General features: G+C 41.2%; 11 protein-coding genes and 1 tRNA gene. 5 read left to right on the top strand and 7 right to left on the bottom strand.

The genetic code is table 11. From position 1 onward, the window contains the following. Window positions 1–65: 65 nt before the first annotated feature. Window positions 66–1,028 (bottom strand): M48 family metallopeptidase, encoded by a 963-nt coding sequence (locus tag H8796_RS16850; RefSeq protein WP_117933044.1) that lies wholly within the window; start codon window positions 1,026–1,028, stop codon window positions 66–68. 45 nt (window positions 1,029–1,073) lie between these two features. Next, window positions 1,074–1,634 (bottom strand): LemA family protein, encoded by a 561-nt coding sequence (locus H8796_RS16855; protein WP_004300345.1) that lies wholly within the window; start codon window positions 1,632–1,634, stop codon window positions 1,074–1,076. Window positions 1,635–1,874: 240 nt separating this feature from the next. On the opposite strand from H8796_RS16855, the gene H8796_RS16860 reads away from it, so the two are divergent. After that, a complete protein-coding gene (locus H8796_RS16860; protein WP_004300346.1) occupies window positions 1,875–2,378 on the top strand; it encodes an RNA polymerase sigma factor in 504 nt (167 codons plus the stop codon). Between the two features lie 91 nt (window positions 2,379–2,469). On the opposite strand, the gene mtgA is transcribed toward H8796_RS16860, so the two are convergent. From mtgA to H8796_RS16875, 3 genes are all read right to left on the bottom strand, one after another. Then, window positions 2,470–3,228, bottom strand: coding sequence for a monofunctional biosynthetic peptidoglycan transglycosylase (mtgA, locus tag H8796_RS16865; RefSeq protein WP_117933046.1), 759 nt, complete (start codon window positions 3,226–3,228; stop codon window positions 2,470–2,472). Continuing rightward, on the bottom strand, window positions 3,206–3,922 hold the full coding sequence (locus tag H8796_RS16870) for an OmpA family protein (RefSeq protein ID WP_004300348.1): 717 nt from the start codon (window positions 3,920–3,922) through the stop codon (window positions 3,206–3,208). Before H8796_RS16870 ends, mtgA begins: the two co-directional genes overlap by 23 nt. A gap of 163 nt (window positions 3,923–4,085) precedes the next feature. Beyond that, the gene (locus H8796_RS16875) at window positions 4,086–5,438 is read right to left on the bottom strand and encodes an MATE family efflux transporter (RefSeq protein WP_117933048.1); all 1,353 of its coding nucleotides are present in this window, start codon (window positions 5,436–5,438) and stop codon (window positions 4,086–4,088) included. Between the two features lie 91 nt (window positions 5,439–5,529). Here H8796_RS16875 and H8796_RS16880 point away from each other — a divergent pair, with 91 nt between their 5' ends. Continuing rightward, the gene (locus H8796_RS16880; RefSeq protein ID WP_117933050.1) at window positions 5,530–6,915 is read left to right on the top strand and encodes a GDSL-type esterase/lipase family protein; all 1,386 of its coding nucleotides are present in this window, start codon (window positions 5,530–5,532) and stop codon (window positions 6,913–6,915) included. A 192-nt stretch (window positions 6,916–7,107) separates the two neighbouring features. Then, window positions 7,108–8,979, top strand: coding sequence for a PAS domain-containing sensor histidine kinase (locus tag H8796_RS16885; protein WP_117933052.1), 1,872 nt, complete (start codon window positions 7,108–7,110; stop codon window positions 8,977–8,979). Window positions 8,980–9,052: 73 nt separating this feature from the next. On the opposite strand, the gene H8796_RS16890 is transcribed toward H8796_RS16885, so the two are convergent. Next, a tRNA-Lys gene (locus H8796_RS16890) sits at window positions 9,053–9,125 on the bottom strand. Between the two features lie 120 nt (window positions 9,126–9,245). Here H8796_RS16890 and ettA point away from each other — a divergent pair. Both ettA and H8796_RS16900 read left to right on the top strand, forming a co-directional pair. After that, on the top strand, window positions 9,246–10,937 hold the full coding sequence (gene ettA / locus H8796_RS16895; protein WP_004300352.1) for an energy-dependent translational throttle protein EttA: 1,692 nt from the start codon (window positions 9,246–9,248) through the stop codon (window positions 10,935–10,937). A gap of 216 nt (window positions 10,938–11,153) precedes the next feature. Then, window positions 11,154–14,459, top strand: a complete 3,306-nt coding sequence (locus H8796_RS16900) for a TonB-dependent receptor domain-containing protein (RefSeq protein ID WP_117933079.1) — start codon at window positions 11,154–11,156, stop codon at window positions 14,457–14,459. 175 nt (window positions 14,460–14,634) lie between these two features. Here H8796_RS16900 and H8796_RS16905 read toward each other — a convergent pair whose 3' ends face one another. Then, entirely contained in the window at window positions 14,635–15,735 is a 1,101-nt protein-coding gene (locus tag H8796_RS16905) for an endonuclease/exonuclease/phosphatase family protein (RefSeq protein WP_117933081.1), read from the bottom strand. Window positions 15,736–15,744 lie beyond the last annotated feature (9 nt).

The raw sequence follows: 15,744 nt of genomic DNA on the forward strand, positions 1-15,744 counted from the left end.
GATACTTCTGTTTCTTTTAATGAAAATTAAACAGAACCCCCTGTTATTTATGAGTTTAGCCCGATTTAGAACTGTTCCAGTATTTCGATTCGTTTTTCGATGGGAGGATGAGTGGCAAACAATCCGCTAAGTCCGCTGAATATACTTTTAGATGCCTTTTGGGGGTTCTGAATAAATAATTGTGCCACGTCTTTTCTTTCTACTGCCTCGATAGCGGGGTCTGCTGATATTTTGCGGAGAGCGTTGGCCAGTGCCAACGGATTCTTCGTCATTTCTGCCGAACCTGCATCTGCCATATATTCGCGTTTGCGTGAGATGGCAAAACGCATCAGGCTTGCGAAAAGATAACCGATGGCGGCTATCACTAAAGCGATAAGAATAAAGATAACCACACCGCCGCTACCTTTACTGTTACTACGTACGCGCATGTGTGTAATGGCATAAAACGTGATTTCTGTCAGCATGGAGAAGATACCGACAAAGACAATGGAAATAATCAGCAGGCGTACGTCACGGTTGCGGATGTGACTTAGCTCGTGCGCGATGACTGCTTCCAGTTCCTCATCATTTAGTTTCCGGATGATGCCCTCCGAGAGAGTAACGGTGTATGTGCGTTCGTTGATACCGCTGGCAAATGCATTCAGGGAACTGTCATAGATGATATTGATTTTCGGCATTTTCATGCCTTGAGACATACAGAGGTTTTCCACGAGGTTATAAACTCGTTTATTCTCCTGACGGTTCAGCGGCTTGGAACCGGTGGCGGAATTGATAATGCTTGTGTTAGCCCAGTAGGCAATCAGAAACCAGATTAATACGATTCCCATGGTGTATGGCAACGAAGAGAAGAAGAAATGATTGACTATTGGCATCATTTCGACTTCCATATCCTCTTTATATCCCATAAAAGTCAGCAGGTAGCAGGCCAAATAGAGGAGTGCTGCCACGAGACAGGGAAACAGGAATAGTAGAAACGCAGAGCGGAGATTATTCCGGCTCTGCTGTGTTTGGATTCCGACGTATTGCATGCGTGTTCGACTTTTGTAATTGGATGGACGGTATAAATAAAGGTTTTAGAAACTAATTTTGGGTGCCTGCTCCAGATTCGCACGTTCGTTTTTCCCCAAGTCGAACATGATTTCTCTTTGGAATCCGGTCATTCCTGCTACGATATTCGACGGGAATGTCTGTACGGCGTTATTATATTCTTTAGTGGCCGAGTTGAAGTAGCGACGGACGGCAGCCAGTTTATTCTCTACATCAGAAATTTCTTCCTGTAATTGCAGGAAATTCTGATTAGCTTTCAGGTCGGGATAAGCCTCGAGGGTAATCTTCAATCCGGCAAGAGCGGAACTCAACTGATTTTCGGCAGCTATCTTATCGTCGATCGTTTTTGCGCTGACTGCACCGTTACGTGCCTGAATCACCCGGTCGAGCGTTTCTTTCTCATGTGCGGCATATCCTTTCACGGTGTCTACCAGCTGGGGAATGAGATCATGACGTTGTTTCAACTGCACGTCGATGTCGGCAAATGCGTTTTCACGATTGTTTCTCAATTTCACTAATGAGTTGTACATGGAAGCAAAGATAATGCCCAGCAATACAATAATTCCTACAATAATAAGTATGGTCATAGCCTTTTGTTTTATTTAATAATATAAAATCAAAAGTAATCTATTTGGTTCTTTTAACCAAGAGGTAAAGGAAATATTTACTAAATACCACCCAAAAACTATCAGAAAGCACCTAAAATCTGTCATTTGATAGAATTAACCCCCAAGAAATGACAAATTTTCCCCTGCCGGATACACAAAATACCTTTAAACTTGCAAATGTCGAGAAAAAACGAATATTAACCATAAAACCATTAAAGTATGAAAAGTTTAAGTTTCAGGAAAGATTTAATTGGAGTACAGGAAGAATTGCTTCGTTTTGCTTATAAATTAACGGCCAACCGTGAAGAAGCAAATGATTTATTGCAGGAAACATCTTTAAAAGCATTAGACAATGAAGAGAAATATGTTCCGGACACAAATTTCAAAGGATGGATGTACACAATCATGCGTAACATCTTTATTAATAACTACCGCAAAATAGTACGCGATCAGACCTTTGTTGATACTACCGATAATTATTATCACTTAAATCTGCCACAAGATTCAGGATTTGAAAGTACCGAAGGTGCTTACGACCTGAAAGAGATGCATCGCATCGTCAACGCACTCCCGCGGGAGTATAAGATTCCTTTCTCCATGCACGTATCAGGTTTCAAATACCGTGAGATTGCAGAGAAATTAGGATTGCCATTAGGTACAGTGAAGAGCCGTATATTCTTCACACGTCAACGTTTACAACAAGAGTTGAAAGATTTTGTATAAATGAGGATAACACATGCAAACAAGCTTATAAGCAAAAGGAGCAAGGGGATAGATCCTCGTTGCTCCTTTCTTTTTATTTATGATTCAATTATCACTTGCTTTTCTTGTTTTTGCCTTTTTTCTTTTCAACGGCTTTCTTTTCCACAGCTTTCTCTTCAGGTGGAAATTTAGGAACCAGATTCATCAGCCGTAATATCTGATTTTGTCGTTTTAGTATGTATGACGAAGGTTTCGCCGAGTTAAACCGTATCGGATTAGGTAGGGTAGCGGCGATAAGTGCGCATTGTCCCCGGGTCAGCTGGGCAGCTGTTGTTCCGAATTTGATCTTTGCGGTAGCTTGTGCGCCGTAGATGCCATTTCCCATTTCTATAGAGTTGAGATAGACTTCCATGATTCGTTCTTTCGACCAGAACAGTTCGATGAGAAACGTAAAGTAGACTTCGAGTCCCTTGCGTACCCACGAAGATTGCGGCCATAAGAACACATTCTTGGCTGTCTGCTGACTAATGGTGCTTGCTCCGCGTTTCCGTTTGCGTGTTTCGTTCTCTTTCATCGCTTTCTTGATTTCTACAAGATCGAATCCGTTGTGTTCGGCAAAACGGTTGTCTTCGGAGGCTATGACCGCCATCGGCAGGTTGGGAGATATCTTATCAAAAGAAACCCACGTGTGCTTCCACGTGGGTTTATCTCCTGAAAAAATCTGCTGAACGCTTCGGATAACCATCAACGGAGTGACATAAACCGGCATAAACCGATACACAATCACTGCCAACAAGGTGGATGCAAAGAAGAAAATCAGCAGGTTGCGCGTATAGCGCAGAATTTTTTTAATTAGCAGCTGCTTGTGCATCTTTAATCATTTGTTCACTTGCGTACATGTATACTTCTACACGACGGTTCTGTTCGCGACCGGCAGCAGTGTCATTGCTTGCAACGGGATCGCTTTCACCCATTCCCTGTACACCTTTGATCTGATTGGTGGAAACACCACAGCTCAACAAATAACTGGACACGCTCTGTGCACGTTCTTGTGACAAGTTCAGATTTTTCTGCTGGCTTTGTGCGGCAGTGCTGTTTTTCCAGCCCTGGTTGTCAGTGTATCCGTAGATAGACACGTCCATATCCCGGTTCTGATTGAGCACATTGTTGGCAAACTTGCTTAAAGCAGATTTAGCAGCAGCACTTAGATTTGCATTACCGGTAGTGAAAAGAATACCCGAGTCGAATGTTACTTTCACGGCTTGCAATCCGTTGTTGTCTGTTATCTGTTCTACTTGTGCGCCTTCAATTTGTTTTGCTTCTGCTGCTGCTTTGTCCATCTTCTTACCGATAAGAGCACCCGTACCTGCACCTACTGCCGTACCGATAGCAGCACCAATAGCGGCACCTTTACCTTTACCGATAACACCTCCCAGGATTGCACCCAGTGCAGCACCCGAACCACCACCGATAGCAGCACCTTTACCAGTGTTGTTCATACTTCCACAGCTACCAAATATCATGGCAATACTCATGAAGAGAACCATAAATTTCATCTTGTTCATAATGTTGATGTTTTTTTAATTGGTTTATAAATAATGTTTTTATACGAATCGCTTCGTATTATAAATAACAATGCAAAGATACATATTATTTGGCAAGCGTGTACTTTTTAAGTTAAAATAACTCGGATGAATCCCTTTGTTTGTTAATAAAGGAAAATGAATACTATCCTTTTATCGTTGAAGGAATACTTAAACACTTCTTTTTGATAATAATGAACCAACTCAAAAGAATTAACCCTTTGGCAACGGTAGTGACGCTGACTGCCCACCAGATTCCTTCCACTCCCATACCCATCCGTACAAACAGGATAGCAAGCGGAATGCGCATATAGTTGCAGCTGATACTGATAATCGCGGGAGGCATTGTACGGCCGATACCGTAGAAAACTCCCTGCATGGTGATTTCGAGCATCATAAAGAGCTGGGAATATCCGTCGATACGAAGGAATACACCTCCGGCTTCGTAAGCAGCTTGTTCGGGCACGAATATGGCGAAAACTTCATTTCCGAAGAAAACGAATAGCAAAGTACAGAGTGTACCGAAGATTCCCGTCATCCATAGGGTGGTGTACCAGGATTTAAGTACCCGTTCGATTCGTCCGGCAGCATAGTTTTGGGCGATGAAGGCGCTTAGTGCGGTGGAGAATCCCTGTGAGGTGTTCCAGGTAATTGCTTCGATTTGTCCTCCGGTGGTGAACGTCATTAAGCCGATATGTCCTCCCTGTTCGGAAGCGGTGCGGCAGAGGAACATGTTGACGAAGGCAAACAATGTATTTAAAGTCGCTACGGGTAATCCCAGTTTAAGGATTCTTCGCGTGTACTTTTTCTTTAGCCGGGTGAAGAAAGGGAAACCGCCCAGCAGCGCATCCCTGCAACGCAACTGATAGACGAAAATCAGGAAAACACTTGCTTCTGCAATCCAGGTGGCGTACGCAGCACCATTTGTTCCCAGTCCGAAACCGAATATAAAGAGTGGGTCCAGAATAATATTCAATATCAATCCTGTGCCACTGATAAAGAACGGGACTTTGCTGCGCCCTGCTGCATTATAAATTCCGGTGAAGGCAGCGGAAAGGAAAACAAAAGGTAATCCGGTAGAAACAATCCGCAGATATTGAATGGCATTGGCTGTGATATGTTCCTCAAGTTCATAAATACGTATGATAGGTTCTGCAAATATAAAAAGGAGCCCGCCCCAGCAAATGGAAATAACCAGAGCAATCGTGATATTATGAGACGCGAAGCTACGGGCATCTTCCTGACTTTGCGCACCGATGGATTGTCCGACACTCACTTCAGATCCTACCTTATTTAATAAGGAGATAGAACCGGACATCCATGTCAGGATTCCGACAGAACCGATAGCGGCTACGGCTTCACTTCCCAGCCGTCCTACCCATGCCATATCTGTGAGGCTATATGCCATTTGAATAAACGACGTTGCCATGATTGGCATTGCCAGATTAAACAGTTGGCGGTTGATGGGGCCTTTTGTCAGATTCTTTATTCCTTGCATATATTTTTTCTATTCAAAATGAGGTGCAAAGATACGTAAAATTACTATCTTCGCACATCTAATTATTCATTAATCAAAGTATACAGATACTATGAAACAGAAAATTTCTACTATTTTTCTCCTGTTATTTATTTTACTGGCAGGTTCGCAAGTGGTAGCACAGAATGCTCCGAAACCTTTTGATATCGAACAACCCTCACTTCGCGTATTCCTTCCGGCGCCGGAACTGGCAACGGGTCGTGCTGTGGTCGCTTGTCCGGGTGGTGGATATTCGCATTTGGCTTTCGATCATGAAGGTTGTGACTGGGCACCCTATTTCAATAAGCAAGGTATTGCATTGATCGTTTTGAAATACCGGATGCCGAACGGTGATCGTACACTACCGATTTCAGATGCTGAAGCAGCTATGAAAATGGCGCGTGACAGTGCTGGTGTCTGGAATTTGAATCCCAATGATATCGGTATCATGGGCTCATCTGCCGGTGGACATCTGGCATCTACCATTGCCACTCACGCCAAACCCGAACTTCGTCCGAATTTCCAGATTCTGTTCTATCCTGTGATTACGATGGATAAATCTTATACCCACATGGGTTCTCACAACAATCTTCTGGGAAAAGATGCTTCTGCCGAACTGGAAACGGAATATTCCAATGAGAAACAAGTGACGAAAGATACACCACGTGCTTTCATCGTTTATAGTGACGACGACAAGGTGGTTCCACCTGCTAATGGAGTTAATTATTATCTGGCTCTGAATAAGAACAATGTTCCTTCAGTACTTCATATCTATCCTTCCGGCGGACATGGATGGGGGATTCGCGAAGGTTTCCTCTACAAGAGTGAGATGCTGAATGAGCTGACTTCCTGGCTTCGTAGTTTTAAAGTGCCTCATAAAGATGCCATCCGTGTAGCTTGTATCGGCAATAGTATAACGTATGGGGCACGTATCAAGAATCGCGATCGTGATAGTTATCCTGCTGTGTTAGGTCGTATGCTGGGGGAGGCTTATTGGGTAAAGAATTTCGGAGTCAGTGCCCGCACTCTGTTGAACAAAGGCGACCATCCTTATATGAACGAAAAGGCTTATCAGGATGCGCTGGCTTTCAATCCCAATATCGTTGTTATCAAACTGGGTACGAATGACAGTAAATCGTTCAACTGGAAATATAAAGCCGACTTCACGAAAGATCTTCAAACAATGGTTGATGCTTTCAAAGCATTGCCTGCCCAACCGAAAATTTATCTTTGTTATCCTTCCAAAGCCTATCAGACCGGAGATAATATCAATGACGATATAATCTCTAAAGAAATTATTCCGATGATAAAGAAAGTTGCCAAGAAAAACAACCTGTCCGTCATCGATCTTCATACGGCAATGGACGGAATGCCCGAACTATTTCCGGATAAGATTCATCCGAATGAAGCAGGTGCCAAAGTGATGGCAAAAGCTGTTTATCAGTCCTTGAAGAAGTAAAATAGAAACACAATAAATGCAGAATTTCCGGTTGGAACAATCTCTTTATGAGAAAGTTTCACCCGGAAATTTTTTCGTTTAACGACGAATAAACTTCTTATAATATGCTAAAAATATATCTTTCTGAAAGTACGGTTTGTGGGTAATCTGTATTTTTGCGCCCGAAAAAGTGTTAAAATGATAAATAGCGTTATGAATAGACTACAAGATTTCAATTTTTTCTCGCAGTTGATGGCTAACGCTAATATGGGATGGTGGAAAGCCAATTTATCAACTGCGAATTATGAGTGTTCTGATTTTATATTAGAATTATTAGGTCTGGATAAGACCGGAGTTATAAGTTTTGAGGATTTCAATAAACGTATTCTGAAGGAGGAGCAACGTCCTACGACTGTCCATTCTTTTGGTGTGCATCAAAGACCGGAAGCGGTATATTTACTTGATACGGTGAAAGGAACTGTCTGGATACGTAGTAAGATCTGCTTTCAAGAAACGGACGAAGACGGAAATGAAATTGTTTATGGTATAGCCGAAGTGCAGGATGGTCCCGATATGGCATCTGCCTATCAGGCATTGCAGCATAGTGAACGTCTCTTATATAACATTTTCAAGCATTTACCAATCGGTATCGAACTATATAATATGGATGGAATATTGATAGATTTGAACGATAAGGAATTGGAGATGTTTCATGTAGAGAAGAAAGAAGATGTCTTGGGTATCAATATTTTCGAGAATCCTATTTTCCCGAAAGAAATGAAAGAACGGTTGAAGAAGCATGAAGATGCCGACTTTACTTTCCGTTATGATTTCTCGAAAGTAGGCTCCTATTATCAGAATTCCCAAAAGGAGGGCAGGATTGATTTGGTGACTAAAGTGACTACGTTGTATGATAACGAACACCAACCGATAAATTACCTGTTGATTAATGCGGATAAGACGGAAACAACCGTGGCTTATAATAAAATTCAGGAATTTGAAGAGTTTTTTGAACTGGTCGGTGATTATGCCAAGGTTGGTTATGCTCACTTCAATGTTTTGACCGGGCATGGTTACGCCCAAAAGAGCTGGTACAGTAATATCGGTGAGGAGGAGGAAACTCCCTTATCCGAAATTTTTTCTACATACCGGCATTTCCATCCCGACGACCGTGCCCTATTGATTCGGTTTCTAGACGATGTGCGGAAGGGACTTACTGCCAAGCTTAGCAAAGAAATGCGTATCTGTAGAGAAGATGGCACCTGCACATGGACATATATCAATTTGTTGGTTAGGAAATATGCTCCGCAAGATCAGGTTATCGAAATAATCGGCATCAATTATGATATTACAGAACTGAAAAGAACAGAGGAAATGCTTGTCAAAGCACGCGATAAAGCCGAAGCGTCCGATCGTTTAAAGTCTGCTTTCCTCGCCAATATGAGTCATGAAATCCGTACTCCTTTAAATGCTATCATCGGGTTTTCGAGCTTGTTGGCTAGTACGGAGGATGCAGCGGAAAAAGAACTTTATAATTCCCTGATCGGCCACAACAACAAACTTCTGCTTAATCTGATTAATGATGTGATTGATCTTTCTAAGATAGAATCCGGATATATAGAATTGCATCCGGACTGGGTTAATCTAACCGAGCTTCTTAATGAGAGTGTGGCGGAGTATGTTCATCAAGTGCCCTCCGGTGTGAAACTCCTGACCAACTATCCCGAGCATGCTTTTCTGGCAGAGCTGGATAAGCTGCGTATCAAGCAGATAGTAAGTAACTTCCTCTCGAATGCTTTAAAGAATACTACCACCGGATATGTGGAAGTCTTCTATGAGGTAGATCATCAATTTGTCCGAATCGGTGTTAAAGACACCGGCCGGGGTATCCCGCAAAATATGCTTGAAAAGATATTCGAAAGGTTTGAAAAGTTGGATGCCTTTGTTCAAGGAGCCGGTTTGGGCTTATCTATCTGTAAATTGATCGTTGAAAAAATGAACGGGCGGATATTAGTAGATTCCCAACTGGGGATAGGCACTACTTTCGTAATCGAATTACCGTGCCATTCTATTCCTGTTGAATAAGTCTATTGTGAGAAAATAAAAAAGAAAAATCCCTTGATAATAATGATTATCAAGGGATTAATTTTGTTTTCCGTGATCCGCCTGGGGCTCGAACCCAGGACCCCAACATTAAAAGTGTTGTGCTCTACCTGCTGAGCTAGCGAATCGGTCCTTCAGTGCTTTCTTTCGAATGCGGGTGCAAAGGTAGAACATTTTTTTATAACTCCAAAAGAATTCAAACATTTTTCTTATCTTTGTGCCATTATCAACAATATATAATCATACATATGGCTGCTGACGATAAAAAAATTATCTTCTCAATGGTGGGAGTGAGCAAGGCTTTCACCCCCAATAAGAATGTGCTGAAAGACATTTACCTGTCGTTTTTCTATGGAGCGAAAATCGGTATTATCGGTTTGAACGGTTCCGGTAAATCAACGTTATTGAAGATCATCGCCGGTTTGGAGAAATCCTATCAGGGAGAAGTGGTGTTCTCTCCGGGATATTCCGTGGGTTACTTGGCACAGGAACCTTATTTAGACAACACAAAGACAGTAAAAGAAGTAGTAATGGAAGGCGTGCAACCCATTGTTGACGCACTGACAGAATACGAAGAAATCAATCAGAAGTTCGGTTTACCGGAGTACTACGAGGATCAGGATAAGATGGATGCTCTTTTTGCCCGTCAGGGCGAACTGCAAGATATCATTGATGCGACTGATGCATGGAATCTGGATAGCAAACTGGAGCGTGCGATGGATGCTCTCCGTTGTCCGCCTGAAGATCAGCCGGTAGAAAACCTGTCCGGAGGTGAACGTCGCCGGGTAGCTTTATGTCGTTTGTTGTTGCAGAAACCAGATGTGCTCTTGCTGGACGAACCTACCAACCACTTGGATGCAGAATCTATCGACTGGTTGGAACAACATCTTCAGCAATATGAAGGTACGGTTATTGCCGTGACGCACGACCGTTACTTCCTCGATCATGTTGCCGGATGGATTCTCGAACTAGACCGTGGTGAAGGTATTCCCTGGAAAGGTAACTACTCTTCCTGGCTGGAACAGAAGACAAAACGTATGGAAATGGAAGAAAAGACCGTCAGCAAACGTCGCAAAACACTGGAACGTGAGTTGGAATGGGTGCGCATGGCTCCGAAAGCCCGTCAGGCAAAGGGTAAGGCACGTCTTAACTCTTATGACAAGTTGCTGAATGAAGACGTGAAAGAGAAAGAAGAAAAACTTGAAATCTTCATTCCGAATGGTCCGCGTCTGGGTAATAAAGTCATTGAAGCGAAACAGGTGGCCAAAGCATACGGCGATAAACTATTGTTTGACGATTTGAACTTTATGCTTCCTCCTAATGGTATTGTTGGTGTGATCGGTCCCAATGGTGCGGGAAAGACGACACTGTTCCGTCTGATTATGGGATTGGAGACAGTAGATAAAGGAGAATTTGAAGTAGGAGAGACTGTAAAGGTGGCGTATGTAGACCAACAACACAGAGATATTGATCCTAATAAAAGTGTTTACCAGGTAATTTCCGGTGGTAATGAGTTGATCCGCATGGGAGGACGTGACATCAATGCACGTGCATACCTTTCCCGTTTCAATTTCTCCGGAGGCGATCAGGAAAAACTTTGCGGTGTACTGTCCGGTGGTGAAAGAAACCGTTTACACTTGGCGATGGCTTTAAAAGAAGAAGGCAATGTACTGTTGCTCGATGAGCCTACCAATGATATTGACGTAAACACACTGCGTGCTTTGGAAGAAGGTCTGGAAGATTTTGCCGGCTGTGCCGTAGTTATCTCGCACGACCGTTGGTTCCTCGACCGTATCTGTACACACATTCTGGCTTTTGAAGGAGACTCCAATGTATTCTACTTCGAAGGGTCTTATTCAGAATACGAAGAAAACAAAATGAAACGTTTGGGAAATGAAGAGCCGAAGCGTGTTCGTTATAGAAAGTTAATGACTGACTAGTATAAAGTAATAGATTGAAGCATTTCTAATGCTTTCTGTTTCAAAATAAAAGGCTCTGCAAATATTGTAGAGCCTTTATCGTTTTATAACGTGGCGAAACGTTTATCTCTCTTAAAAAATTGTAGTATAATCGTAATGTAGTTCTAAATATTATTAATTATATTTGTGCACAGTTTTTAAAAGCAAACAATTTATATTAACTAATTAACTACATTTATGTTAAAGAAAATGCGATCTTTTTTAGTGCTAGTAATGTTGTTTATTACTGTCACGATGAGCGCGCAGGTTACAACAGCCACGATGAGTGGTAAAGTGACCGCACAAGATGAACCAATCATTGGAGCAACAATCGTTGCGGTTCACGAACCATCAGGTACTCGTTATGGTACAGTGACTAACGTCAGTGGTCAATTTAATCTGCAGGGTATGCGTACCGGCGGCCCTTACAAAGTAGAAATTTCTTATGTTGGTTATCAAACAGCAATTTACAAGGGAATTAATCTTTTACTGGGAGAGAATTATGTTTTAAATGTTTCTTTAAAAGAGAGTTCAGAACTGTTGGACGAAGTAGTAGTGACTGCTTCTAAAGAGAGTAATATGAAGTCTGATAGAGCAGGTGCTATTATGAATGCCAATCGTGATATGATTAATAGTACTCCGACTATTTCTCGTAGTATTAGCGATATCATGCGTCTTTCTCCACAAGGTGCTGATGTTGGTAACGGTTTTGCAGTAGGTGGTGGTAACTATCGTCAGTCATTTGTCACAGTTGATGGTGCTGCTTTTAATAATACATTCGGATTAGGAGGTAATCTTCCGGCTAACGGGTCTCCAATTTCTTTGGATGCTTTGGAACAAGTTACAGTGGCTGTAACTCCGTTCGACGTTCGTCAGAGTGGTTTTACAGGAGGTGCAATTAATGCAGTAACCCGTTCAGGAGATAATCAATTCCGTGGAACTGCCTATATGTATTTTAATAATGAGAATCTAAAAGGAAGCAAGGTTGATGATTATGAACTTTTACGCTCCAAAGCTCAATATTATACTTATGGTGCAAGCTTTGGTGGTCCGATTATAAAAGATAAGTTGTTCTTCTTTGTGAATGGAGAATATGAAGACAATGTAACTGCGGGATCAAGTTATCGTCCTCGTACTGCACTTGGAGAAAGCTATAGCGGTGGTAATGTACATCGCCCTCTTCAAAGTGACATGGATGCTATAAGCAATTTCTTAATAAATAAGTATGACTTTAATCCGGGAAAGTATAATGGCTATTCAACGGATACTCCTGCTTATCGTATTATGGCACGTATTGATTGGAATGCCAATCAAGATAATAAGGTTAGTTTCCGCTTTACCAGAACGCATACTAAAGATTCTAACTTCCCTACTAGTTCAACTAATCCATTGTATTCATCAGATCTTTATCCAGGAGGTAAATCTAATGAAGTTATAGATGGTAAGCCTGTTGGTGACATTGCCAAAGGACAGGGACGTACTTCTAAATATGCCTTGAGTTTCTCGAATTCCAACTACTATCAAGTGCGTGACTTTACTTCTGTTGCAGGTGAATGGAACTCGCGTATGGCTCAAGGAGCAATGAATAATATGTTGCGTTTTGCATATTCCTATCAAGATGAGCCTCGTTCATTTGATGGTCCTCTTTTCCCAACAGTTGATATTTTGCAAGACGGTGCCGTATATGCTAATTTTGGTGCTGACCTTTTCACAGCAGGTAATCTACGTCAGACAAAAGTGTTTACTATTACAGATGAGTTCAACTGGAATGTGGGTATTAATAAGTTTATGGCTGGTTTCCAATATGAGCATACGAAAGCTATTAATGGTTATATGTTAGGAGGTGCTGGCTACTATGTCTATTCAACTTGGGATGATTTTGTAAATGATAGAACTCCGCAGGCTTTTGCTATAACTCACTCAAATTCACCTGATATGTCTCAATTCCTTGCAGAATTGAAATTTCAACAATATTCTTTGTATTTGCAGGATGAGATTTCTGTTTCAGAAAATTTTAAGGTAACAGGTGGACTTCGTTTTGAACTGCCGACTTATCCTTCTTTAAAGAATAATAATAATGAAGAGTTTGCCAAATTAGATTTTGGTGGTCAGCATTATTCTACAGATCAACTTCCGGGTGCAAAAGTATCTGTTTCTCCGCGTGTTGGCTTTAACTGGGATATAACCGGAGACCGTAAGTATGTACTTCGTGGTGGTACAGGTCTGTTTGTAGGACGTATGCCTTTTGTATGGTTGATTTCTGCTGTGGGAAATTCAGGCGTGGGACAAACTACTTATTATTATACGGATGCTGCTACTGCTCAATACAAACCGGGCTTCCATGCAAATCGTGATGAGATATTGAAAGACCTTTATGGCGGTCAGACACATTCAAAAGTAGAGCTTCCTAAAGACCCTACTATTATTGATAAAGATTTGAAGATGCCTTCTACTTGGAAGACTTCATTAGCCCTTGATATGAGATTGCCGGGTGATATTAATTTTACATTAGAAGGAATTTACAGTCGTGACTATAATCCTGTTGTTATAACTAATCGTGGTTATGAGTTACAAGATGCAAAATTGACTCTTTCTCCAAATGACGTTCGTGATACTTATAAGATATATAATAAAGGTCAGAATGTTTATCTTTTAGAAAACTGGAAAAAAGGTGCTTATTATTATTCAATTTCTGCGCAATTACGTAAAAACTTTGATTTTGGTTTAGATTTATCATTTGCTTATACACATTCAAAATCTCGTTCATATAGTGATGGTATTGGTGACCAGGTAACTTCAGCTTATAAGACTAATACTTATTCAGTAAATGGTATTAATGAACATGAATTGGGTTATGGTACTTATGTAGCTCCTGATCGTATATTGGCAACAATCGGTTATAAAAAAGAATACGGTAAGCATTTTGCAACCAGTGTTTCTTTATTGTATGAAGGAATGCAGATGGGATATGCCGGAACATGGGGATATAGCCGTTACTCATATACTTTCTCTGGCAATGTTGTTGGTGATGCAGGTGCAAATAGCTTATTGTATATTCCTGCAACGCGTGAAGAATTGGATAACTGGAAGTTTAGTGATGCTGCTTCTTATCCTGCTACACAACAAAGAGATGATTTCTGGAATTATATTAACCAAGATAAATATCTGAAGAATCGCAAAGGTAAATATGCTGAAAGAGGTGGAGCTGTTATGCCATGGCATCATCAGGTTGATTTTAAATTGAATCAGGATTTCTATTTGAATGTTGGTGGTAAGCGCAACTTGTTGCAAGTAGGAGTTGATATTAAAAATCTTCCTAACTTGTTGAATAATAGCTGGGGACTTTATAAGCAAGTAATCAATTCTAGCTTGTTGCAGTATAAAGACGGAGAGTTTACTATGAATAAGAATGCAGGTGAGACGCTGACAAGCACTTATCGTGATTTCCAAAGCTTTAAATCTACTTATTCAGTTCAGTTTAGTGTACGTTATATTTTCAATTAATAGTAGTTTAATATCATAATAAAGAAAGCCGGGCAATTTTTTAATTGTTCGGCTTTCTTTATTATGATATTGATTGTTTCATCTTTGATTATGAGAATGAATGTGATGCTCTTCTTTTATCTCATTGAGTGAGGATAAGATTTTCTTGTGTGATTTTTATATTATGCTATTTGTATTATAACTTCACCCTCATCACCACCGGATTATGATCGCTATAAGTAAGATCCGGAGAGAAGTAATCCGTACTATTCAGTTCCGGCGAATGGAGAATATAGTCGATTCTTAACAGATGCTTGAAAAACTTGAAAGTATACATATACCCATGACCACTCGTCTGAAAACCATCCTGCAACTTATCACCTTTTACAGTGTGATAAACATACGAAGACGGCAGAGAGTTAAAGTCACCGCAGATGATAGTAGGATAGGGGGAGGCAGCTATCAGTTGCTTTAGAGTATTAGCTTGTGCGGCACGTTTCCGGAAATTCTCATGCAATCCGTCAATCAATCCCACAGCAGCACGTTCCACCCTTTGAGAATCATCCGTGCGGAGTCCCTTTTCCAGTTTGCGCTTGTTCTGGCTCACTTCCGTTGTTTGGAGATGATTGTTGAACAGACGGATAGTACGGCCATTAATCTCAATATCACACCAGAGACTGCAATTTTTCGAATCAGGATAGACGATAAGATTCTCCTCCTTGATAGGGTAACGGCTGAAAACAGCCAGCTGCAACAAATGTTTTCCCTCGGGAGAAATAGGAATAAAATGATACGGCCAATCAGAAAGAACCGCAGCTATACTGTCTACACCAAACTCATCATTAATGCCAAACTCCTGAAAACAGAGAATATCTGCTTGCAGATTTCTCATGTAAGAGGCTATCTCTTTGCATGAATAACCGGTATGCTCATGATTAAAAGCGTCAACATTGTAAGTAGCAACAGTTAGAATACCAGGAGTATACGCGTTCATTTTGACCATTGGAGCCGAAGCCGGGCTGAAAAAAGGAGAATGAATCACACAACTAATATAGCTCCAGTTGCTAAATATAGCAATCAGAGGGATGAAAACCCAACACCGCCAACGAATCGTCCAGTAGATGACAGAAGCAAGATTAGCCAACAAAAGTATCGGTAAAATCAAACCGATGAAAGGCATAAATTTGAAACTATCCGGTACGGCATTACCTACGAAGGCGCCCGCAATGGTAACTCCTGCCAAAATACTGGTCAGCACAATGGATATGTAATAAAACAGTCTGTAAAAGGCTTTCATCTAATCTAA

This window comes from Bacteroides sp. M10 (assembly GCF_014334015.1).
GTDB lineage: Bacteria > Bacteroidota > Bacteroidia > Bacteroidales > Bacteroidaceae > Bacteroides > Bacteroides intestinigallinarum.

Coding starts and splice junctions, on each gene's coding strand:
- H8796_RS16850 (WP_117933044.1), bottom strand. CDS start 1,028: ATGCAATACGTCGGAATCCAAACACAGCAGAGCCGGAATAATCTCCGC.
- H8796_RS16855 (WP_004300345.1), bottom strand. CDS start 1,634: ATGACCATACTTATTATTGTAGGAATTATTGTATTGCTGGGCATTATC.
- H8796_RS16860 (WP_004300346.1), top strand. CDS start 1,875: ATGAAAAGTTTAAGTTTCAGGAAAGATTTAATTGGAGTACAGGAAGAA.
- mtgA (WP_117933046.1), bottom strand. CDS start 3,228: ATGCACAAGCAGCTGCTAATTAAAAAAATTCTGCGCTATACGCGCAAC.
- H8796_RS16870 (WP_004300348.1), bottom strand. CDS start 3,922: ATGAACAAGATGAAATTTATGGTTCTCTTCATGAGTATTGCCATGATA.
- H8796_RS16875 (WP_117933048.1), bottom strand. CDS start 5,438: ATGCAAGGAATAAAGAATCTGACAAAAGGCCCCATCAACCGCCAACTG.
- H8796_RS16880 (WP_117933050.1), top strand. CDS start 5,530: ATGAAACAGAAAATTTCTACTATTTTTCTCCTGTTATTTATTTTACTG.
- H8796_RS16885 (WP_117933052.1), top strand. CDS start 7,108: ATGAATAGACTACAAGATTTCAATTTTTTCTCGCAGTTGATGGCTAAC.
- ettA (WP_004300352.1), top strand. CDS start 9,246: ATGGCTGCTGACGATAAAAAAATTATCTTCTCAATGGTGGGAGTGAGC.
- H8796_RS16900 (WP_117933079.1), top strand. CDS start 11,154: ATGTTAAAGAAAATGCGATCTTTTTTAGTGCTAGTAATGTTGTTTATT.
- H8796_RS16905 (WP_117933081.1), bottom strand. CDS start 15,735: ATGAAAGCCTTTTACAGACTGTTTTATTACATATCCATTGTGCTGACC.